This is a genomic window from uncultured Olegusella sp. (assembly GCF_947253395.1).
GTDB lineage: Bacteria > Actinomycetota > Coriobacteriia > Coriobacteriales > Atopobiaceae > Olegusella.
The window spans coordinates 1-18,990 of the sequence record NZ_CAMXYY010000025.1 but is presented as its reverse complement, the minus strand read 5'-3'; the positions used below and the strand labels follow the sequence as shown (position 1 = coordinate 18,990).

The following is an 18,990-nucleotide window of genomic DNA, read 5'->3' as shown; positions in this document are numbered from 1 at the left end:
CCTGGGTAATGGTGGTAGGAGTCTCAAGCGTCGCCTGAATCGTCTTATCGTCTGTAGCAATGCTATCTTTGCCGTCTGGCCATTGCTCGGCTTTCCAGGTAAAGAGGAATCGACGATTCTTGCCGGAGTTTTGCGACGTAGCAAGAGCATCAAAGCTGCCCTCAACTGTACCAGTAACGGTCAGTTGTTTGCCCTCTCCCGTATGAGATTTAACCTCAACGCGAGGAATACTGATCTTCATCCAACCATTTGCATCACCCGCAGAGTCAACAGCATGTTCCAGCTGGTCATACGTTGTGATGTTATCGGCCAAGTCCATCTTGACAACAACGGTGTTACCTACGACCTTTACGTCAACAATCTTGAAGCCACCGAAGTTCTCAAGTTTTACATCATCCTTGGTAAGTTCAGGGAGCTTCATCTCATGAGGAACCGTAAACTTCGCTACGAAACCAAACTTGTGAATATCTACATCAATCTTGTTGTGAGTGACATTGGGATAGAGCTGTTCTATGCCAGCCATTTGATCCTTGATTGTCTTGACATTCAAAGCGCCCGTCACGTTAACTTTCTTACCAGGAAGTACGCCATAGGTGGAAGTATGGGTGGTGTTTTTGTTAATGAGAATATCGCCAGGAAGCGTGGCTTTGGCAGGAAGTGCTGCAGCAACGGTGTAGCTAATGGTGCCATTAGTTGCAGGCCTTGCATCGTTGACAGTTGTGCCCTGGCCAGCCTCGTCGTTGCCTGCTGCGTCCTGTTTTGCTTTCCAACTAAATACAAACTTCTTGGTTGAACTGTTATGGGTAGCATAAGAAGAGAAGTTGCCCGTGAGCTTGCCATCCATGTGGAAGAGCTTGCCGTCTTCTGTAACTTTATTGCTGTCTAGCGTGAAGCCATCAATCATGATTTGAATTTTGGCAGGAGTGACCTGAGGATCACCAGCACGGCGCATCTGCTTGAGAGTGCCCGTCTGTGTATCATTTTTGCCTACTGAGGCAACTGCATCCTGCAGCTCTTTGTAGGTACGAATACCGCTCTTCAAATTAAACTTTGCGGTAATAGTATTTCCGGTCTGCGTAACATCGCCCAGAGTAAAGCAGTCGCCCAAACCTGTTGCAACAACCTTGGGGTTGTCGGTGACCTTTACACCATCGGGCACGGTAAAGGTTGCCGTGAAGCTGGATTTCAGCTGGTCGAGCAAAATCTTGTCAGGCTCATTTGCTGCATCAGCAAAGAGCGCTTCTGTATTCTTCATCTGCTCTTGAATAGGCTGCGCATCAATCTGCCCTGTAATAGAGAAGGTCTCTTTGTCGGGACGGATGTATTGCAACTTTGAACTCGTCTTCTCACTGATAGACCACAGGTCACCATTAAGAGTCAAGTCCTGCTTAATCTCCTTGATTTCAGGATCGGTTTTCCACTTAAGGTAGTAGGTAACATCTTTCGTGAGCGTGGGGTTGTGACCAGAAACCACAAAACCAAAAAACGTAAAATCATCAAATCGATAGTTGGTGCCCTTGCCTGATGCACTTTCATTCCAATTGTTACTATCGTCAAGTACCTCATGGGCTTTCGTAGCTTTGGTGTCAGGCTTTAGCTGGTTGTAGTCAAATGATCCAAGAATGTCATGTAGGGTCTGACCATACTCAGCACCCTGCTTTACAACAGCAACATCTCCGCCCTTGGCATCCTGCTTTATTTCAAAAACGTCAGGATTCTTCTTAAAGACTGAATCATCAGAGAACGTTCCGCCATTGGCAGAAAAAGATACGGTGTACTTCTGAGCATTCCACTTTGCATACAGATCAATCTGTGTCACGCCTTCTTTGAAGCTCAGCTTACTACCCTCGGCAACGTCCTTGCCGCCGTTTTCGGCAGTTGACCAGCTTATGAAGTCCTTGCCATTGCGTGCAAACTTATTATTAGCCTTGACTACCTCATCATATGAGAGTGCCTGTGCGCTTGTTGCAGAGCTATCCAGCGTTTGGATATAGCTCTCGCCATCACCGTTGTGATAAATGACCGTCTTTGCATCCCACTTTGCATAGACCTCAAGGTTGGTCGAAACCTTGTCACTATAGTTAAATGCATGCTCAGTGCCAGCAGAATCCTTATAGAACCAACCAAGGAATTTGACACCGTTCTTATCGCTTGGGGTCCCAGGATGCGTATTGCCCACTACTGCATCGGGCTCGTATCCACGGATGGTAGAAATTTGCTTATCAGCAGCAGTGCTATCAGCAAACGTTGCATCTGTATTATTAAGCTTAAAAGTTACTTTTGCTGCAGGTACCCAAACATGCTTCTGCCCGTCACGAGAGGCTGTAGCCACCGGATAGGTATATGGCGCGCCGTTTATATTGAGAGGATTAAGCGAACTGACGCTAGAGTCTGACAGCGTAAAAAGCGTGAGCCTTTCATTGCCATTTTCAGCACCATTAGTAGGAATCGTTTTTCCTGCATAATAGTTGGGCGCATACTTAACTAGGTGAGAGCCACCCAGCACTACATAGCCATCTGCGCCAGCACTGTTAAGACCATTATCGGCATCTTCCTGGGCCGGCGTATTCACAACGGAATTGCCCTTAAAAATAAATTGGCCCTTTTGCACACCAAATTGAGAACCTGAATGGAGAGAGCTTTCAAGCGTTGCATTATCAAATATGGCAGTGCCATCGTTGATATTAAGACCACCATTTACATTGTTTGAAGCTACAAACTTGGCACCGTTATCAAAAATAATTTTTGCGCCATATCCTAAGGTGAGGCCCTTGCTACGCCAATGCGTGCTGTAATTTTTTACCTCAAGCACCGAACCATTGGTTATATGGTAGTCGCCCCGCTCCCAAGCATTAGCCATGTAGATGCCCGTTTGATAGTTAACACCCGTTCCGTCTGTGGACAAGGTGGAGTTATCGAGCTCAACAGGACCCTTGAAATAAAAGGGCATGCGATACGTTTTAATTACTGAGTTCTTTGCTTTGAAGCCTGACCACTCGTACAGCTCCCAGTGATTTCCCTCATAGCGCTGATCGATAGTAGTGTTTTCAATAATGCTCTTTGAGCTAGAGCTCCGGAAGCAGCAATTGCTTAAACTCATTTTTACAGAGCCTTGCGAGCTACCTTGAATATTTCCCCGAAACTCAACTGCACAGGTATCGTTTGTCGAGGAAAATACATACGAGCCATCAGTGATAACTGCATTTTTGTCAATCTTTATAGCAATGCCAAATTCCTTCATCGTCAAGGTGGCCCCATGAGAAGTCCTGAGTTTTGAGCCGCCGTTGAGATGAAGGCCAGTTATGCCGCTGCTCGCATTCATTGTGGTGTCCGCCATGACATCAATGGTGACGCCATCGGCAACTTTAATAGTCTTGGTAAGAGTAAAGCTGCCAGCAATATGTACGACGCCTTTTCCACTGGTGAGCGCTGCTTGGGCTTTCTCAATAGTTTTAAAGGGGTGATCACTCGTGCCATCACCAGTATCATCATTGCCGCTATCGCCATTTGCATATGTCTCACTCAGAGATGCGGGGACACGGGCAGGCGCATGAGCGCCAGCCTTGTCGGCAGGCTTGGCAGGCTCAGCAACCGTGGGGTCAGCGCTTTGCTTGTCTGAGGGGGCCTCATTTTGATCGGCTGCGCTGTCCTTGGATTTTGCCTCGGCTGTAGCCGTAGCATCCTGAGTAGACTCTGCGGTTGCCGCGTTGTCTGCAGGCTGGGAGACGGTAGCTACTTCTTCCTCACCCTCAGGTACGCGCGCTAATGCTGGCGCAGGTACCAAGGACGTGCAAAGGAGCAAGCTCATAAAAAGCGTCGTCACCCGACACAATAAAGAGGTTTGGCTTGTGTGTACGTTTCTAGACATGTTTTGCGCCTCTCTTTGTACCGATATCTCGATACCGTTTGCCTAAGCTCTTCCTGTAAGCTCAAGGTGTACAGTCAGGAGCATTTTGCCACCCAACACGCTTGTTTACAAGCAAATTTCACCAATAAACGTGCTATTCCTGCAATTATAGCGTGAAATGCTCTCAGTTGCAGTGAATTAACATTTGTGGAATGCCAGCTGTTGTCAAGGGGCGGTACTTCTTTTATGGGTACGCAAGTCTCACTCACACCCGCTCATTTACCAAACGGCAGCAACCTTCACGTTGCAAAAAAGCCCGACCCTCTAAAGGGCCGGGCTAAAACATACGAAACTCTCGCACTGTGCGCACAACAGCGCGCAGTGTCAACGCAAGAAAAGCTTAGAGCTCAACTCCGGATTTCTTGGCGTAACGGACCTTCTTGCCATCCTCGGTAAAGCGATAGCCCACGCGAGTTGGCTTGTCAGTACTAGGGTCAATCAAAGCAACGTTGCTTACATCGATAGGCATGGGCTTCTCGATGATGCCGCCTTGCTGATTGAGCTGGTTGGGCTTGGTGTGACGCTTCACAACAGCAACGCCCTCAACGACAACCTTGCCCTCTGCAGGCATGGCGCGCAGGACTTCGCCGCGAGTACCCTTGTCCTTGCCGGACAGGACCTCAACCATATCACCCTTGCGGATGTTCATCTTAGGCATGTCTTGTCCGCCTCCTTACAGCGTCTCGGGTGCGAGCGAGACGATCTTCATGTAGTGCTTCTCGCGCAGCTCACGAGCAACAGGCCCAAAGATACGCGTGCCCTTGGGCTCGCCTTCCTTATCGACAACAACGCAAGCGTTCTGGTCGAAACGGATGTAGCTGCCATCTTTACGACGGGTCTCTTTGACCGTACGCACAACTACGCAGCGTACAACGTCGCCCTTCTTGATTGCACCATTGGGCGTCGCCTCCTGGACGGCGCACATGATGACGTCACCAATGCCTGCATAGCGGCGCTTGGAGCCGCCCAGGACCTTGATGCACTTGACACGCCTAGCGCCACTGTTGTCAGCGACGGTAAGCATGGACTCCATCTGAATCATTGCATTCCTCCGTACTTGCCTCTCTACAAGCAGCGCCTGCAGAGTTGACACGTGACCTTACGTTACTTGGCGCGCTCCACGATCTCCACTACGCGCCAGCGCTTGGTCCTGGACAGCGGACGGGTCTCCATGACGCGGACGGTGTCGCCAATGCCACACTCGTTCTTCTCATCATGGCAATGGAGCTTCTTGCTGATGGTCATCATCTTGCCGTACTTGGGATGATGCTTACGGTAGGTGATCTGAACTGCGATGGTCTTGTCACCAGAGATCGAGACAACCTCACCGGTGCGAAGCTTTCGCGCGTTCCTGATTTCGGTATCTGCCATATCTTTCTCCGGTCTAGTTCTTGGCAGCGGCGTCCGCTGCAATCTGACGTGCACGCATCTCGGTTTGAACGCGAGCAATATCGCGCTTGACAAGCGTTACGCGAGCCGTATTGTCCAGCTGGCTGGTAGCCATCTGGAAACGGAGATTAAAAAGCTCCGTGCGACCCTCGTCCAGCTTCTGAGCCAGCTCAGCGTCAGAGAGCGCCTGAATATCCTTGTACTTCATAATGGCTACTCCTCCTCGCCAAAGTCGGCGCGGGACACGATCTTGGTCTTGATCGGCAGCTTGTGCTGTGCAAGACGCAAAGCCTCGCGAGCAATCTCTTCGCTCACGCCACCAATCTCAAACATAATACGACCAGGCTTCACAACAGCTACCCAGTCCTCGGGGTTACCCTTACCCTTACCCATACGAGTCTCAGCGGGCTTCTTGGTGATGGGCTTGTCGGGGAAAATGGTGATCCAGACCTTACCGCCACGCTTCATGTAACGAGTCATAGCGACACGAGCGGCCTCGATCTGGCGGTTGGTAATCCAATCGCGCTCAAGAGCCTGGAGACCAAAATCGCCAAAGTAGACCTTGGTATTGCCTTTTGCCTGGCCCTTCATAGAACCACGCTGAACCTTGCGGTGACGAATGCGCTTAGGTGCCAGCATTAGCGACCCCTCCTCTCATTACGACCGCGGCGAGGACGGCTAGAGCCCTCGAGCTCAGGGGTCGGGATGGGCTGACCAGCAAGACGCTCGCCCTTGTAAATCCAGACCTTAATGCCGCAGGCACCCATGGTGGTACGGGCAGTTGCCTGACCAAAACCAATGGTTGCACGAAGGGTGTGCAGAGGCACGCGACCCTCGCGGTACCACTCGCGGCGACCCATCTCGGCGCCGTTCAGACGGCCAGAGCACTGAATACGAATGCCCTGTGCGCCAGATTTGCGAGCGGACTGAACGGCCTTGCGCATTGCACGACGGAAGGCAATACGGCCCTCAAGCTGGTCGGCAATGGACTGAGCGACAAGCTGAGCGTCAAGCTCGGGGCGACGAACCTCGATAACATCAACGTTAACATTGCCCTTGCCAACCTTGGCAATGCCCTCAAGCTGGGTACGCAGAGTGTCAATCTCAGCGCCCTTCTTGCCAATAACGATGCCAGGACGGCCCGTAAAGATGGTGACCTTTACCTTTTCGCCAGCACGCTCAATCTCGACGCGGGAGAGAGCTGCACGTGCAAGTTTCTTCTCGAGGAACTTGCGGATAGCGAGGTCGTTGCCAAGCTTGCTGGCGTAGTCCTTGTCGGCGTACCAGCGGGAGTGCCACTGCTCGGTGATGCCGAGGCGGAAGCCGGTCGGCTGAACCTTCTGACCCATTTCCTACGCCTCCTTCCGAGGTGCGACGGTGACAGTGATATGGCTCGTGCGCTTGTTGATACGAGAAGCGCTGCCCTTTGCACGGGGACGAATACGCTTCAGCGTGGGGCCCTCGTCAACGTAGGCATACTTGACGTAGAGATTGTTAGCACGCAGGCCATTGTTGTTCTCAGCATTGGCAATCGCAGAGCGCAGAGTCTTTGCGACAGGTTCTGCGGCAGCACGAGAGGTGAAGGCGAGCTGCTCGAGCGCGCGATCGACCTGCTTGCCACGAATCTGATCAACGACCATGCGGACCTTGCGGGGTGCCATGCGGACGTACTTTGCGGTCGCAGAAATCTCGACCACATTGGTATCAGTGTTTGCCATGTGTCTCCCCTGCCCTTCTATTTGGTCTTGTGACCACGGAAGGTGCGGGTCGGGCTAAACTCGCCCAGCTTGTGACCAACCATGGACTCGGTGACGTAGACGGGCACGTGCTTGCGACCATCGTGAACAGCGATCGTGTGGCCAACCATCTCGGGGAAGATGGTGCTGGAACGCGACCAAGTCTTGATGACGTCTTTCTTGCCGGACTCGTTCATTGCCGCCACGCGAGCGAGGAGGCGAGTCTCTACGAACGGGCCCTTCTTGAGGCTTCTGCTCATTTTGAAAACTCCTACTCTGCGCTACTTGGAACGACGACGACGAATGATGAGGCGGTTGCTTGCCTTCTTCGGATCGCGCGTCTTTGCGCCCTTGGATGGCTTACCCCAAGGCGAGACGGAAGGACGACCAGAGGTGTGGTTTTTGCCCTCGCCACCGCCGTGCGGGTGGTCAACGGGGTTCATGACCGTACCACGAACTGTCGGACGGATGCCTGCCCAGCGAGAGCGGCCAGCCTTGCCGACAACGATGTTGCTATGCTCTGCATTGCCAACGGTGCCGATGGTGGCACGGCAGCTAAGCAGAACACGACGCAGCTCAGAGGAGGGCATGCGCAGGACGGCATAGCCGTTGTCCTTGCCCATGAGCTGGACGGAAGTGCCTGCAGAACGAGCGATTGCAGCGCCCTTACCAGGCTGGAACTCCACGGCGTGCACAAAGGTGCCGACGGGGATCTCGGACAGCGGCATAGCGTTGCCCGGCTTGATGTCGATATCTTTGGTACCAGAGATGACCTTATCGCCTACCGAGAGACCTTCGGGTGCGAGGATATAGGTCTTGGCACCATCGACATAGTGAAGCAGTGCAATGCGAGCAGAGCGGTTGGGGTCGTACTCGATGGTAGCGACCTTGGCCGCTACGTTGTCCTTGCGGCGCTTAAAATCAATGCGACGATACTTGCGTTTGTTGCCGCCACCCTGATGACGGGTGGTGATACAGCCATTGTTGTTACGGCCTGCCTTCTTGGGCAGGGGCTCCAAGAGCGACTTTTCGGGGGTGTCGGTGGTGATCTCGGCAAAGTCCGAAATCGTCTGCCAACGCCTACCGGCGCTCGTGGGCTTGAGGTGCCTTACAGCCATTCCCAATTCCCTTCTTCTCCGTTGGCCATCCACCTCGGGATGGAGCCTGAGAGCGGCTCCGGTGAATGACACCGGACATTCTTGCTGCAAACTTGTGTCTACAGCCTTACCACGGTGCCGCGCGTATCTATCTTTGGCGGCACAATAACCCACACGCAAAAGTGCGCTGCGTGTGGGTGTGGGTACTACTCCTCAGCAGCAGCCTGCTGATTTGCGAAGACCTCAATCTGCTCGCCAGGAGCGAGAGTGACAATGGCCTTCTTCCAGGTACGGGTAGAACCAACCTGGTAGCGAACACGCTTGTTTTTGGACTTGACCCAAGCAGTGTTGACCTTGGTGACATGAACACCGAAGAGCTGCTCAACTGCCTCCGCGATCTCCTCTTTGGGAGCGGTACGAGCCACCTCGAAGGTGTACTTGCCCTGCTCCATCTTGTCGAACGAACGCTCGGTTACGATCGGGCGAATGATGACATCATAGGCGGACTTCATTATGCAAGCACCTCCCCAAAGTACTTTGCGGAGTCCTCGCTCATGACGAGGGCTGCGTTGTCAATGAGGTTGCGCACATTTGCCTCCGAGTTGGCAACAATGGAGACGCCAGGGAGGTTGCGGAACGCAAGGTAGGTATCGACATCATCGTCATCAACGACGATGGTGACGCGCTTGCCCTCGAGGTTTAAAGCCTTGAGCATAGCAGTGGCATTTTTGGTCTTGGGCTCAAGAGCGAGTTTGTCGACCACAATGAGCTCGCCGTCAGCCAGCTTGCCAGAAAGCACGGAACGCATAGCAAGCTTAACCTCCTTGGAGTTAACACGCAGCTCGTGGAGGTGGGGCGTGGGCCCAAAGATGACGCCGCCGTGGCGGAACTGACCAGCGCGAATGCTACCCTGACGTGCGCGGCCTGTACCCTTCTGACGGAAAGGCTTGACGCCGCCGCCAGAAACCTCGTGGCGATTCTTAGTGGAATGAGTGCCCTGACGCAGGCACGCCTCGTAGGCGACGACCGCGCGGTGCACCACCGGGATGTTCGGCTCAATGCCGAAGACGTCAGAAGAGAGCTCGGCCTCGCCAGCCGCTGCACCTTCGACGTTGATCATCTGAATATTGGACATGTGGTACTCCTTAGGCCATGCGGACCTGGACGATGGCGTTCTTGCCGCCGGGAACAGCACCCTTGATGAGCATTAGGTTCTGCTCGGCATCAATGCGGACAAGCTTAAGGTTCTTGACCGTAACGCGCTCGTCACCCATGTGACCAGCCATGTGCAGACCCTTGCGAACACGAGCGGGGTATGCGCACTGACCAATGGAACCCGGACGACGCTGATTGCGCGAACCGTGAGTCATGGGGCCACGTGCAAAGTTCCAGCGCTTAATGGTGCCCTGGAAGCCCTTGCCCTTGGAGGTGCCAATGACATCGACAGCCTTGACCTCGGCGAAGTCTGCAACGGTGACCTTGTCACCTGTGGTGTGCTCTTCGCCCTTCTCAACGCGCACCTCGCGCAGGTAGCGCATAGGCTCGACGCCAGCTGCGGTGAAGTGACCAGCAAGCGGCTTGTTGACGTGCTTTGCGCTGATGTCGCCGAAGCCAATCTGAACGGCATCATAGCCGTCATGTGCCTTCGTTTTAACCTGCGACACCACGCAGGGCCCGGCCTGGACAACGGTGACGGGAACAACGTTGTCGTTGTCATCCCAAACCTGTGTCATACCGAGCTTGCGGCCAATAATGGTGTTGACCATGCTCTTTCCTTACCCTCGGTGGTCATGGGACCTCGGAGATGAGCTCCTGGGACCGCCACATCGCAGGCCCTTCCTGCGCTGCCGTATCCTCCCCAGCGGACCACATCCTGTGTGGAACTGCTTCACTAGATATCTGCCTTCAGCTGCACTTATTTGGTCAGCACACCAAAAAAGTCACACTCGAGACAGCAATCCCCTAGATTCACAGCCTTGTTAGTGTACACTGTGCCGGGCGTCTCCACAATCTCTTTGGAAATATTTTTTTAGCTGCTCCACAGAACTGTTCTGGTCACAAAAGAGCCTGCCTTCGTATTTGAGGCAGGCTCTTAGGTTCTATGAGTCTCGCTTGTCACTGTTAGCAATACTGTGCAAAGGCATTGTCCAGCTGTTGGCGTGCAAAATCAGCGGATACCACAAGATCTTGCTGCCAATCGGACGAACCTAGATACCACAGTTCACATACATAGCGACGTACTCCTTGGGGTACCAGCTGCGAAAGCGCTCCCTCATAGTCGGTAGTACCTTCAAAAGGCAGTAGATCGCGATAAAGACCTGTGCGCGTTCCTTTGAGGTGCGCCGCAAAGATATGGCCTTTACCCTTTGCAATATCGTCTGCCACACAGCCTCCATACAGAAGTGCGGCATTAGAGAGATTGCCTACATCAGGGTATACGCCTAAATAGGGACTGTTGATACGGTCAACATAGTACATAGCCTTAGTAACGGTATCCATAAATGCCGTTTCCATGGTCTCAAAGCCCAAAACGACCCCTGCTGCTGCAGCCATTTCGGTAGCTTTCGCAAGATTTTCAGCGAAACTTTCTGCTGAGTCCTCCCATGCATCCTCTTCATAGTAGGCATCATAACCTGCAAGCTGAATGGTATGTAGTCCCAAGTCGCAAGCAAGTGCCAGTGCTTTGTCCATCATGACCAAACCACGATCACGCTTAGCAGACGATTTTGCACCCAAAGGCCACTTGCGATGACCCGAAAGACACATTGAACCCAGCGGTATACCAGAGTTACGCATGGCATCGAGCACTTCTTGCCGCTTGGTACTTGACCAGTCAAGACGCGCCTGGCGCTCATCAGATTCGTCAATCGAAAGCTCCATGTAGTCAAAACCACAGCTACCTGCTACCGACAGTCGCTCTTCCCAGCTTATATCGGCAGGTGTTGCCTTTTCGTACAAACCCAGACAATAGCGTCTACTCATACCAGCCTCCTCTCATACCTCACCACAGCTAGGCGTGCTGTCCGTAATACGCATGGGGTCCATGCTTTCTTTGATAGTGCTTATCAAGCAGATATTGAGGTGCGGGCTGCGCACACGGAGACAATAGTTCGGTCTCCAGCGCCATTTTTGCTACCTCATCAACAACAACCGCATGGTAGACCGCTTCCGCAGCGTCTTTACCCCACGCAAAGGGTCCATGATTCCTCACCAAGCAACCCGGACAAGACACAGGATCACGCCCGTCAAAACCTTCAATAATGACCTTACCGGTATTTGCCTCGTAGTTATCTGCTATCTCTTCGGCTTGCAGGCCACGCATGCATGGTACGTCTCCATAAAAGTAGTCTGCCTGAGTTGTGCCATAGCAAGGAATGGAACGTCCAGCTTGTGCCCACGCAACCGCATGAGCTGAATGTGTATGTACGACGCCACCAATACGGTCGCCCCAAGCACGGTAGAGCGCGGCATGAGTGGCTGTGTCCGAGGACGGATTCAATGTGCCCTCGACAACGTTGCCATCCAAATCGCATACGACCAAAGACTCAGGCGTCAGGTCCTCGTAGCTTACTCCTGAGGGCTTAATGACAAAAAGCGCTGCATTTTTATCAAGGGCGGACACATTTCCCCACGTAAAGACCACCAGACCATAGCGAGGTAAATCCATATTTGCGTGATACACTTCTTCGCGCAATTCTTTGAGCATCATGGTGGGCACCCCTTACAGTACGGAGCGGAAGGGGACATTGGGCTCATGCTCAAAGCAGTCATGGAAGCCACGGTCATACATGTACTCTTTTTTGTCCTTGTCGAGAGGATAGGTGTACTCGCCACCTGGTTGCCAATAGTAGGGGGTAAAGCGATAGTTGAGCCTGTCTTTGCGCATTTGATAGAGAACCTCGATTTCGCGCTGGTCAGCCATAAAGTTTGTCCACACATCCCAGTGGATGGGGATAACTACCTTTGCCTGCAGCGCCTCGGCCATACGCAAAATGTCAGAGGCTTCCATCTTGTCCTGCATACCAATGGGGTTGCAACCAAAAGAGCCAAAGGCAACATCGACACCACCAAATTCACGCATGATGTCCTTGCCATGCTTGGCAAAGTAAATGGAATAGTGGGAGTCACCGCTGTGATAGATATTGCCGCCAGGAGTAACCACCAGATAGTTGACGGCCTTTTCGTCCATATCCATAGGACATTTGCCCCAAAGATCCTCGCGGTCAGGGCCTGTCGAATCCGTGGTGGTAATGCAAGTGCGATCAAAAGAGTCCAAGGCAACAATGGTCATATCTTTGATCTTGAATTTATCACCAGGTTTTACGACCTTGATGCGGTCCTCGGGAACTCCCCATGCGCGCCAAAAATCGGCAGATTTCTCCGGACCGATAAAGGGGACGGGAATTTCATTGCCCTGCTCATCAACGGTGGTCATACCTGATTGAATAACGTGAGCAGCCCACTCTTTGGACATGTGGTCCTGATGATAGTGCGTAGCGAGCACGGCATCCACGTGAGTAAAACCAAAGGGATCAAAGACATACGGGATGTTGCGCAGGTTAGGCTGCATGGCGCGGCATCCTGCCATGTTTGCCATCTGATGACCAACTTTCATAAGGCCATCACCATGGGTGCGCTTGCCGTTGCCTGTCCAGAGGTCAATCGTGATATTGGCATCTGCGGGGGTCTTTATCCACATGCCCGTGCAGCCAAGCCACCACATTTTGACATTGCCCTCGGGGACTTGGCAATTTTCGATATCTTCATTCAGCCACATTCCCCACTCAGGAAACGTACTCATAATCCACTTTTCGCGGGTAACTTCATCTATTGCAGACATGGTCTTCTCCTTCGTTTTGTATATTCAAAAAACGCTGTGCTATACCATTTCATCGGGAATAACTTCATACAAAGCAAGCTCGTCGGTTTCGCGATTAGCTGCGATAACGTATTCCGCCTCATCTGTGCGATATGCCCAGCAGTTTGCCGGACCACAATCATGATCAATACACTCAAGGTGATAGCTGCCATCCTCAAACCACACGCGCAACAAGTCGCGCTCTGCTTTGCGATGGCCTATAACCGCACAGGTAACACCGCCCAACTCTCCTGCCCAAAGAGCGTGCAGGAATTTGAGGGGCTGTGGGTTTTTCCATACGCATTCGTAGCTATCTTCCACTGCACCTTCGTGCCATATAGCAAGTTCTTCGCCGTGAAAAGCAGAAAACGTAAGAATCTCTGCTTTGCCATCACCATCAAAGTCAGCCATAACGATATCGCTGGTTGGATGCACAATAAGACAGGTAATATCCCAGTCTGCCCCCTCACAAGCAGGAGGGATATATCTAAAGACACCCGCAGCTGTAGCAATAAGAGCAAAATCTTTGTGAGGAGAAATCCAAAAGCCATGATTTTGCAGTTGAGTACCTGCGAGTGTATACACCGCAAGCTGATGCGTGTCGTTGTAGTTTTCGAGAGGCTCGTCGAGAGGGGCAGCATAAACAGCCCCAGGCTTAGACCAGTCCTCTTTTACCTGTCGACAAGAACCCTTGATGGTGCAGGCAAAAAGCCAGCTGCGCCCGTCTTGTGCCTGCAAGATGCCAAAGCGATGCACATAGGGCAAATCACATACCGTCGAACACTTCCAGCCAGCCTCGCTGCGGGTATACGATACGATCCGCGCACTGTCCGCTCCAAAATTAGGTGAATAAAACTCACAGGTTGCAAGCAACTGATCATTGCGTCCCGGTACTTGCGTGAGTGTCATCACTCCACCAGGACCTTCAGTTACCGTCTCTAGAGGATCCCCATTAAGCGCAAAGCGGCGAATGGGCCCCTCTTTTTCCACACCAGCCACAAAGCTCGGAACATCAGCGCCCTTAAACATCGCGAGGGCATAACACTTTGGCATTTGGGCGAGAACTTTTTTGCGATACTTCATAACTCTCCAATCGCAAGATTTTGGTATGCGCTGCCATCATCTCCCGATAACAGCGCTACCTACATGCCTCTATCAGTGCCATTGCGTTGTTCTATAAAGCATATCTTGCAGAACAACGCACGTATCACTTACGCCTTGTACTTCTCGACAAGACCCGCCTCTTTAAGCTTCTCTTCTACCTCAGCATCAGAAAGCACATTGCGCAAACCAATAACCGCAACACCTGCTGCTTTGGCAGAGTCATACATATTCACAAAGTTAAGCGGTGCAAAAACAATGTCATACTGACGAGCAGAACTCACTGCCTCAGAGATGGCGCAGTGATGGATGTTGGCAACACTCATGCCGAGTCGCTTTGTAGCGCGCTCAACCGCCATCTTCATCATGAGAGACGTCCCCGCTCCATTTGCACATGCAACAAGAATCTTGGCATTCATGTTTTAATCCCTTTCTCTTAACTTGCTTTACGAACAGTACTTGCTTGCTCTACAGGTAGTACTCGCATACCTTTGCGACACTGCTATGCTGTTTTTGCTTTCTCGCTAGCAGCCTGCGCCTCATGGATCTCCTTGTACTTTTGATAGTCCTCAACCTCGAGGAAGTAGGTATCCTTATGGGCGCGGTATTGAAGCTGAGGAATGGCCAAGAGAGCAATAGCGACAAGAGCAAGGCCACCGAAACTCAAGAACTTCATCAGACTGGTCATGATGGGCCACACAACCGCCCAGTCCCACATGCCTAGATAGCCACCGTAGACTGCCATGCCAACCCAACCGGCAATGATGGCAGAGCCAAATACCTGCAGCAGACCAGAGATGAACGGCATGATGAGGCAAGCCTTAAGGCCGCCCTTGTTGTCGGAATACACACCAATAACGGCATTGTCAAAGAACAGAGGAACAAAGCCTGCAATTACCACGACGGGACTCTTGAGAGCAATGAGCAAAATGATGGCGAGGAACTGACCGGCAGCGCCCATCAAAAAGCCAATAGTCACGGCATTGGGAGAGCCAAAGCCAAAGGTAACAGCGCAGTCAACACCAGGCACGGAACCCTTGAGAAGTTTGTTGGAGATGCCCTGGAAGGAGTTAGTAAGCTCGGTAACAAAGGTACGGACACCCAACTGAAGGATGGACAGATACACCGCAAAGGAGAACGCGGTGGTAAGGATATACATGAAGAAGTCCTGATCTTCCATCATGAAGCCCTGCTCAACCAAGAAAGCTTTGCCCAAGATAACCAAGATGGCACCAAAGAAAAGGGTCATGAGGATGGCCGTCGCAACAAGATTTTCGTTGAAAATCTTCAGGAAGCCAGGAAGCTCTATTTCGTCAATGCGCTTGGATTCCTTCTTGGAGTGCCGAGCCATCCACTCAGAGGCTTTGCTTGCTGCGTAGACGCCAAACATCTGCTGATGAGCAATCGTAAAGCCCGCACCATCGGTGAGGTCTTGGGAAGGCCCAATGCAGAGATTGGAACCAACAGCCCAGTACAGACCAAGCAAAACGGTCATGATGGCAAGAACTGCTACGTCGTTAATCTGAGGGAAGCAGAACATAATAAGCCAGAAAGCAGTCGCCGCCTGCTGCACCTGAACGTGACCGGTGGTAAAGAGCGCGCGACACTTGGTATAACGCTTAAGTGCAACGAGTACGATATTCAAAATAAAGGCAAAGAGCAACAAAAACATAACGGAAGAAAAAGAACGGCCAGCGATAAAGGCGGGAGCGGCAGCATCTTCCATACCTGCTTGTACGGCGTTTTGACCAAAGTAGGGGTCAATGACCATAGCAGACAGATTAAAGCGTGCCTGAAGACCCACAAGAATGGGACGGAACGCCATAACGAGGCCACCAGAACCAACAAGAAGGATTTGATAACCAACGACTGCTTTTACAAAGCCAGCAATCACATCATACCAAGGCTTGCGGAGCAATACATAACCAACGACGACGATAAGACCGATGAAATATGCGGGTTGCGTCAGAATGTTGCTGGCAAACCACTGCCAAATACTATAGAGAACGTCCATATTATTCCTTTCAAAGGAAGCTAGCCAAACTGGGCGAGCTAGCGTGCAGATGGGGCGCTTTAGGCGTTATCCCCGGCTAGAGCATCAATCTCAAGTAATTGCTCGGGCGTCTGAATAGCCTTGAGTTGCTCTACGACTTCGTCGTTCATGAGCACAGCTACCAAACGCTGCATATTTGCCAGATGTGCATTGGAATCTGTTGCGCAGAGCGTAAAGAATGTTTGTACTTGTTTGTCTGGGTCATCATCATCAAAACTTACCGGTGTGTCGCAGTGCATAAAGCCAATCGCAGTTTTATGCGCGCCCACTGCTCCTTCTGTGGAGTGAGGCATAGCAACATGGGGAATAATGACGATGTAGGGCCCGTGCTTTTCGACACAGGCTATGATCTCTTCCGCATACCGCTCATCGCAGGTGCCATCAGCCTCCAGTGGCTTACAGCTCTCACGAATCGCTTCTCTCCAGTCCATAGGACCCTTGGTAAAGGCATAGTGCTTACGATCGTAAATTTCCTTAAGTAGCATAACGCCCACCTCCTTTCTTTCCTTACTCCCTCTCCTGTCACATTCAAACTGTCTACACTAACGTCCACCTCCTTTCTCTCTCTGCTCCCTCTCTCGTCATATTCATACTGTCTACACTCTATAAAGACAGTATGAACGTTATGAACACTATAACGTTCATAACGTCAAATGTAAACAATCATTTCTATCGTTCGATGAACGTTATCTCTTTGCACATAAGCGGTATAAACGTTCATTGAAACGTTCAAAACATTAAGATATACTGTATATTTACTGCAGCTAACTTGCCTTGCAGCTAATGTATATAGTGGTATACAAGCGCCCCCAGGAGGGTTCACATGTCCAAATCGTTCGTAGATAAGCGTCGAGATAAAATCGTTCATCTTCTTCAAGAAAAAACGGAGATGACCGTAGCTGAACTTGCAGTGCACTTCGGCACCTCGCAACTCACTATTCGCCGCGATCTCAATCATCTTCAAGATGCAGGTATTTTAGTGCGCAGCTATGGCACGGCGCGACTGGCCGAAGGACAGCCGGGGCAAGTAGGTGCACTCGCCCTTCAGTCAAAGGAGGCGATTGCACGCTATGCAGCTGGTCTGATTGAAGATGGGGAGACCATCTTTATCAATACCAGCTCAACAGCACTTGCAATCATGGAGTTCATAACGGCGCGCAACGTAACTATTGTCACCAATAATGGGCATGCTCTCCAACAAAGCATTTCTCCTGAGATTACAGTGCTGCTCACTGGTGGAGAGATTCGTGTGCCCAAATGGTCCATGACAGGAGATTTTGCACTTGCCACCATTGGGCAGATACAGGCGCCTAAGTGTATTTTGGGATGCTCGGGTATTTCTGCAGATCGTGGGCTTACGACGATTGTTGCCCAAGAGATGCGCGTCAATGCACTCATGCTCAGCCATTCACTACACCGTATTGTTGTGGCTGACAGTTCAAAAGTGGGCGCCGATGCTAGCTTTAAGTATGGCGATGTCAACCAAATCGATACCTTTATTACCGATACGAGAATAACGCAAGATGAGATAGAGAGTTTCAAGCACGCAGGTACGGGAGATATTATCTGCGTTGCTCCCTAATAGCAATGGGTATACCTGCGATATGCACTGGGAATAACCGCATTACCTTGACGAGCGATAAGCTCGTGAAGTGCCTGTAGTTGTGCGAAATAGCAGCATACATAGAAATGGATACACCTATGAACACAAGGGAAAAGGGCCTCACTACCATCTATTTTGCGGGGGGCTGCTTTTGGGGCATTGAAGAGTACTTCTCAAGAATCTATGGCGTAATAGATTGTGTGAGTGGATATGCTAACAGCAACATTGAACATCCTAGCTATGAACAAGTGTGCGCTGGGGTAACTCATGCTGCAGAAACCGTACGCGTACGCTTTGATCCCAACGTCGTAAGCCTTGAGACGCTCGTTCAGCAATTTTTTACCATTATTGACCCGACAAGCGTCAATCAACAAGGCAATGACCGCGGTGAACAATATCGCAGCGGCATCTATTATGTCGATGACACCGATGTCAACACCATTACGCGCGTGGTGGCTGAAATTTCACACGCTTATCCCCAAGGCATTGTTACCGAGGTTAAGCCGTTAGCTAACTTTTATGAAGCAGAACACTACCACCAGGATTATCTGCAAAAAAACCCTGGTGGCTACTGCCACATAGACTTCTCAAGTCTTGCATCGCTTCCACAGCAGACTACGCAAACATCGGTTGATGCTTCTGCCTACCACAAGCCGAGCGATGCAGAAATTCGCAACACACTTACCCCTGAGCAGTACTACATAACGCAGCAAGAGGGTACTGAAGCTCCCTTTAGCGGGGATTACGACGACAACTTTGAGGCAGGTATCTATGTCGACGTGGTGACAGGTGAACCGCTTTTTTCGAGTGCCGCAAAATATAACTCTGGCTGTGGTTGGCCAGCTTTTTGGCAACCCATCGATCCTGCCGTTATTGAAGAAAACGTTGACCTGAGCTATGGCATCGCTCGTACAGAAGTACGCAGCCGCGTAGGCGCAAGCCATCTAGGACACAAATTTACTGACGGCCCTGCAGGGCATGGCGGAATACGTTATTGCATTGATAGCGCTGCTTTACGCTTTATTCCCTATGAGCGTATGGATGAGGAAGGCTACGGAGACTTGAAGCGCTATTGCGCTCGCAGCGGCAACAATCGATAACTACAAGGAGGGGCGATCATGATTATGAGGACGCCCCATCATGTCACAAAGATGGTTCGTTTGTCGAACTAGGGGAAAATCTGACCTGCGGTTGGGGGTGCGCCCATAAGACTGGAGAGTAATCACGAAGGAGAAGGTCGTGACAT

At 51.4% G+C, this 18,990-nt stretch carries 22 protein-coding genes; 2 read left to right on the top strand and 20 right to left on the bottom strand.

Features of this window, described 5'->3' with window-relative positions; translation table 11 throughout:
• From Q0X25_RS03705 to Q0X25_RS03610, 20 genes are all read right to left on the bottom strand, one after another.
• Positions 1–3,868, bottom strand: a 3,868-nt coding sequence (locus Q0X25_RS03705) for an InlB B-repeat-containing protein (RefSeq protein WP_298579104.1), incomplete at its 3' end; no start/stop codon positions are given.
• Positions 3,869–4,247: 379 nt separating this feature from the next.
• Positions 4,248–4,556 carry a 50S ribosomal protein L24 gene (gene rplX, locus Q0X25_RS03700; protein WP_298579105.1) on the bottom strand — a complete coding sequence of 103 codons (309 nt, stop codon included), beginning with the start codon at positions 4,554–4,556 and terminating at the stop codon, positions 4,248–4,250.
• Positions 4,557–4,580: 24 nt separating this feature from the next.
• Positions 4,581–4,949: a 50S ribosomal protein L14 gene (gene rplN / locus Q0X25_RS03695; RefSeq protein ID WP_021734479.1), complete on the bottom strand. Its 369-nt coding sequence runs from the start codon at positions 4,947–4,949 to the stop codon at positions 4,581–4,583.
• A 62-nt stretch (positions 4,950–5,011) separates the two neighbouring features.
• A complete protein-coding gene (gene rpsQ / locus Q0X25_RS03690) occupies positions 5,012–5,278 on the bottom strand; it encodes a 30S ribosomal protein S17 (protein WP_021626886.1) in 267 nt (88 codons plus the stop codon).
• 13 nt (positions 5,279–5,291) lie between these two features.
• Positions 5,292–5,504: a 50S ribosomal protein L29 gene (rpmC, locus tag Q0X25_RS03685; RefSeq protein WP_298579103.1), complete on the bottom strand. Its 213-nt coding sequence runs from the start codon at positions 5,502–5,504 to the stop codon at positions 5,292–5,294.
• 5 nt (positions 5,505–5,509) lie between these two features.
• Positions 5,510–5,935, bottom strand: a complete 426-nt coding sequence (rplP, locus tag Q0X25_RS03680; RefSeq protein ID WP_298579102.1) for a 50S ribosomal protein L16 — start codon at positions 5,933–5,935, stop codon at positions 5,510–5,512.
• Positions 5,935–6,645 (bottom strand): 30S ribosomal protein S3, encoded by a 711-nt coding sequence (rpsC, locus tag Q0X25_RS03675; protein WP_021626889.1) that lies wholly within the window; start codon positions 6,643–6,645, stop codon positions 5,935–5,937. The genes rplP and rpsC overlap by 1 nt, the downstream gene beginning before the upstream one ends.
• Before the next feature lie 3 nt (positions 6,646–6,648).
• On the bottom strand, positions 6,649–7,014 hold the full coding sequence (rplV, locus tag Q0X25_RS03670) for a 50S ribosomal protein L22 (protein ID WP_021626890.1): 366 nt from the start codon (positions 7,012–7,014) through the stop codon (positions 6,649–6,651).
• 17 nt (positions 7,015–7,031) lie between these two features.
• Positions 7,032–7,292: a 30S ribosomal protein S19 gene (rpsS, locus tag Q0X25_RS03665; RefSeq protein WP_298579101.1), complete on the bottom strand. Its 261-nt coding sequence runs from the start codon at positions 7,290–7,292 to the stop codon at positions 7,032–7,034.
• 21 nt (positions 7,293–7,313) lie between these two features.
• On the bottom strand, positions 7,314–8,150 hold the full coding sequence (rplB, locus tag Q0X25_RS03660; RefSeq protein ID WP_298579099.1) for a 50S ribosomal protein L2: 837 nt from the start codon (positions 8,148–8,150) through the stop codon (positions 7,314–7,316).
• A 185-nt stretch (positions 8,151–8,335) separates the two neighbouring features.
• Complete coding sequence (gene rplW / locus Q0X25_RS03655; RefSeq protein WP_298579098.1) at positions 8,336–8,641, bottom strand: 50S ribosomal protein L23; 306 nt, start codon at positions 8,639–8,641, stop codon at positions 8,336–8,338.
• Positions 8,641–9,264: a 50S ribosomal protein L4 gene (gene rplD, locus Q0X25_RS03650; protein ID WP_298579097.1), complete on the bottom strand. Its 624-nt coding sequence runs from the start codon at positions 9,262–9,264 to the stop codon at positions 8,641–8,643. Before rplD ends, rplW begins: the two co-directional genes overlap by 1 nt.
• 10 nt (positions 9,265–9,274) lie before the next feature.
• Positions 9,275–9,895 carry a 50S ribosomal protein L3 gene (gene rplC, locus Q0X25_RS03645; RefSeq protein WP_298579096.1) on the bottom strand — a complete coding sequence of 207 codons (621 nt, stop codon included), beginning with the start codon at positions 9,893–9,895 and terminating at the stop codon, positions 9,275–9,277.
• Positions 9,896–10,250: 355 nt separating this feature from the next.
• Complete coding sequence (locus tag Q0X25_RS03640) at positions 10,251–11,111, bottom strand: L-ribulose-5-phosphate 3-epimerase (protein ID WP_298579095.1); 861 nt, start codon at positions 11,109–11,111, stop codon at positions 10,251–10,253.
• A gap of 28 nt (positions 11,112–11,139) precedes the next feature.
• On the bottom strand, positions 11,140–11,838 hold the full coding sequence (locus tag Q0X25_RS03635) for an L-ribulose-5-phosphate 4-epimerase (RefSeq protein ID WP_298579094.1): 699 nt from the start codon (positions 11,836–11,838) through the stop codon (positions 11,140–11,142).
• A gap of 12 nt (positions 11,839–11,850) precedes the next feature.
• Positions 11,851–12,969, bottom strand: a complete 1,119-nt coding sequence (ulaG, locus tag Q0X25_RS03630) for an L-ascorbate 6-phosphate lactonase (protein ID WP_298579093.1) — start codon at positions 12,967–12,969, stop codon at positions 11,851–11,853.
• Between the two features lie 39 nt (positions 12,970–13,008).
• On the bottom strand, positions 13,009–14,070 hold the full coding sequence (locus tag Q0X25_RS03625) for a VCBS repeat-containing protein (RefSeq protein WP_298579092.1): 1,062 nt from the start codon (positions 14,068–14,070) through the stop codon (positions 13,009–13,011).
• A 128-nt stretch (positions 14,071–14,198) separates the two neighbouring features.
• On the bottom strand, positions 14,199–14,507 hold the full coding sequence (locus tag Q0X25_RS03620) for a PTS sugar transporter subunit IIB (RefSeq protein ID WP_298579091.1): 309 nt from the start codon (positions 14,505–14,507) through the stop codon (positions 14,199–14,201).
• Between the two features lie 83 nt (positions 14,508–14,590).
• A complete protein-coding gene (locus tag Q0X25_RS03615; protein WP_298579090.1) occupies positions 14,591–16,102 on the bottom strand; it encodes a PTS ascorbate transporter subunit IIC in 1,512 nt (503 codons plus the stop codon).
• Positions 16,103–16,161: 59 nt separating this feature from the next.
• Positions 16,162–16,626: a PTS sugar transporter subunit IIA gene (locus Q0X25_RS03610; protein WP_298579089.1), complete on the bottom strand. Its 465-nt coding sequence runs from the start codon at positions 16,624–16,626 to the stop codon at positions 16,162–16,164.
• Between the two features lie 338 nt (positions 16,627–16,964).
• Between Q0X25_RS03610 and Q0X25_RS03605 the strand changes: the two genes are divergently transcribed.
• The gene (locus tag Q0X25_RS03605; RefSeq protein WP_298579087.1) at positions 16,965–17,723 is read left to right on the top strand and encodes a DeoR/GlpR family DNA-binding transcription regulator; all 759 of its coding nucleotides are present in this window, start codon (positions 16,965–16,967) and stop codon (positions 17,721–17,723) included.
• A gap of 119 nt (positions 17,724–17,842) precedes the next feature.
• The gene (gene msrA / locus Q0X25_RS03600; protein WP_298579086.1) at positions 17,843–18,844 is read left to right on the top strand and encodes a peptide-methionine (S)-S-oxide reductase MsrA; all 1,002 of its coding nucleotides are present in this window, start codon (positions 17,843–17,845) and stop codon (positions 18,842–18,844) included.
• Positions 18,845–18,990: the final 146 nt, after the last annotated feature.

Bases quoted from the DNA above. Each gene is read 5' to 3' on its own strand.
- rplX (WP_298579105.1), bottom strand. From the start codon at position 4,556: ATGAACATCCGCAAGGGTGATATGGTTGAGGTCCTGTCCGGCAAGGAC.
- rplN (WP_021734479.1), bottom strand. From the start codon at position 4,949: ATGATTCAGATGGAGTCCATGCTTACCGTCGCTGACAACAGTGGCGCT.
- rpsQ (WP_021626886.1), bottom strand. From the start codon at position 5,278: ATGGCAGATACCGAAATCAGGAACGCGCGAAAGCTTCGCACCGGTGAG.
- rpmC (WP_298579103.1), bottom strand. From the start codon at position 5,504: ATGAAGTACAAGGATATTCAGGCGCTCTCTGACGCTGAGCTGGCTCAG.
- rplP (WP_298579102.1), bottom strand. From the start codon at position 5,935: ATGCTGGCACCTAAGCGCATTCGTCACCGCAAGGTTCAGCGTGGTTCT.
- rpsC (WP_021626889.1), bottom strand. From the start codon at position 6,645: ATGGGTCAGAAGGTTCAGCCGACCGGCTTCCGCCTCGGCATCACCGAG.
- rplV (WP_021626890.1), bottom strand. From the start codon at position 7,014: ATGGCAAACACTGATACCAATGTGGTCGAGATTTCTGCGACCGCAAAG.
- rpsS (WP_298579101.1), bottom strand. From the start codon at position 7,292: ATGAGCAGAAGCCTCAAGAAGGGCCCGTTCGTAGAGACTCGCCTCCTC.
- rplB (WP_298579099.1), bottom strand. From the start codon at position 8,150: ATGGCTGTAAGGCACCTCAAGCCCACGAGCGCCGGTAGGCGTTGGCAG.
- rplW (WP_298579098.1), bottom strand. From the start codon at position 8,641: ATGAAGTCCGCCTATGATGTCATCATTCGCCCGATCGTAACCGAGCGT.
- rplD (WP_298579097.1), bottom strand. From the start codon at position 9,264: ATGTCCAATATTCAGATGATCAACGTCGAAGGTGCAGCGGCTGGCGAG.
- rplC (WP_298579096.1), bottom strand. From the start codon at position 9,895: ATGGTCAACACCATTATTGGCCGCAAGCTCGGTATGACACAGGTTTGG.
- Q0X25_RS03640 (WP_298579095.1), bottom strand. From the start codon at position 11,111: ATGAGTAGACGCTATTGTCTGGGTTTGTACGAAAAGGCAACACCTGCC.
- Q0X25_RS03635 (WP_298579094.1), bottom strand. From the start codon at position 11,838: ATGATGCTCAAAGAATTGCGCGAAGAAGTGTATCACGCAAATATGGAT.
- ulaG (WP_298579093.1), bottom strand. From the start codon at position 12,969: ATGTCTGCAATAGATGAAGTTACCCGCGAAAAGTGGATTATGAGTACG.
- Q0X25_RS03625 (WP_298579092.1), bottom strand. From the start codon at position 14,070: ATGAAGTATCGCAAAAAAGTTCTCGCCCAAATGCCAAAGTGTTATGCC.
- Q0X25_RS03620 (WP_298579091.1), bottom strand. From the start codon at position 14,507: ATGAATGCCAAGATTCTTGTTGCATGTGCAAATGGAGCGGGGACGTCT.
- Q0X25_RS03615 (WP_298579090.1), bottom strand. From the start codon at position 16,102: ATGGACGTTCTCTATAGTATTTGGCAGTGGTTTGCCAGCAACATTCTG.
- Q0X25_RS03610 (WP_298579089.1), bottom strand. From the start codon at position 16,626: ATGCTACTTAAGGAAATTTACGATCGTAAGCACTATGCCTTTACCAAG.
- Q0X25_RS03605 (WP_298579087.1), top strand. From the start codon at position 16,965: ATGTCCAAATCGTTCGTAGATAAGCGTCGAGATAAAATCGTTCATCTT.
- msrA (WP_298579086.1), top strand. From the start codon at position 17,843: ATGAACACAAGGGAAAAGGGCCTCACTACCATCTATTTTGCGGGGGGC.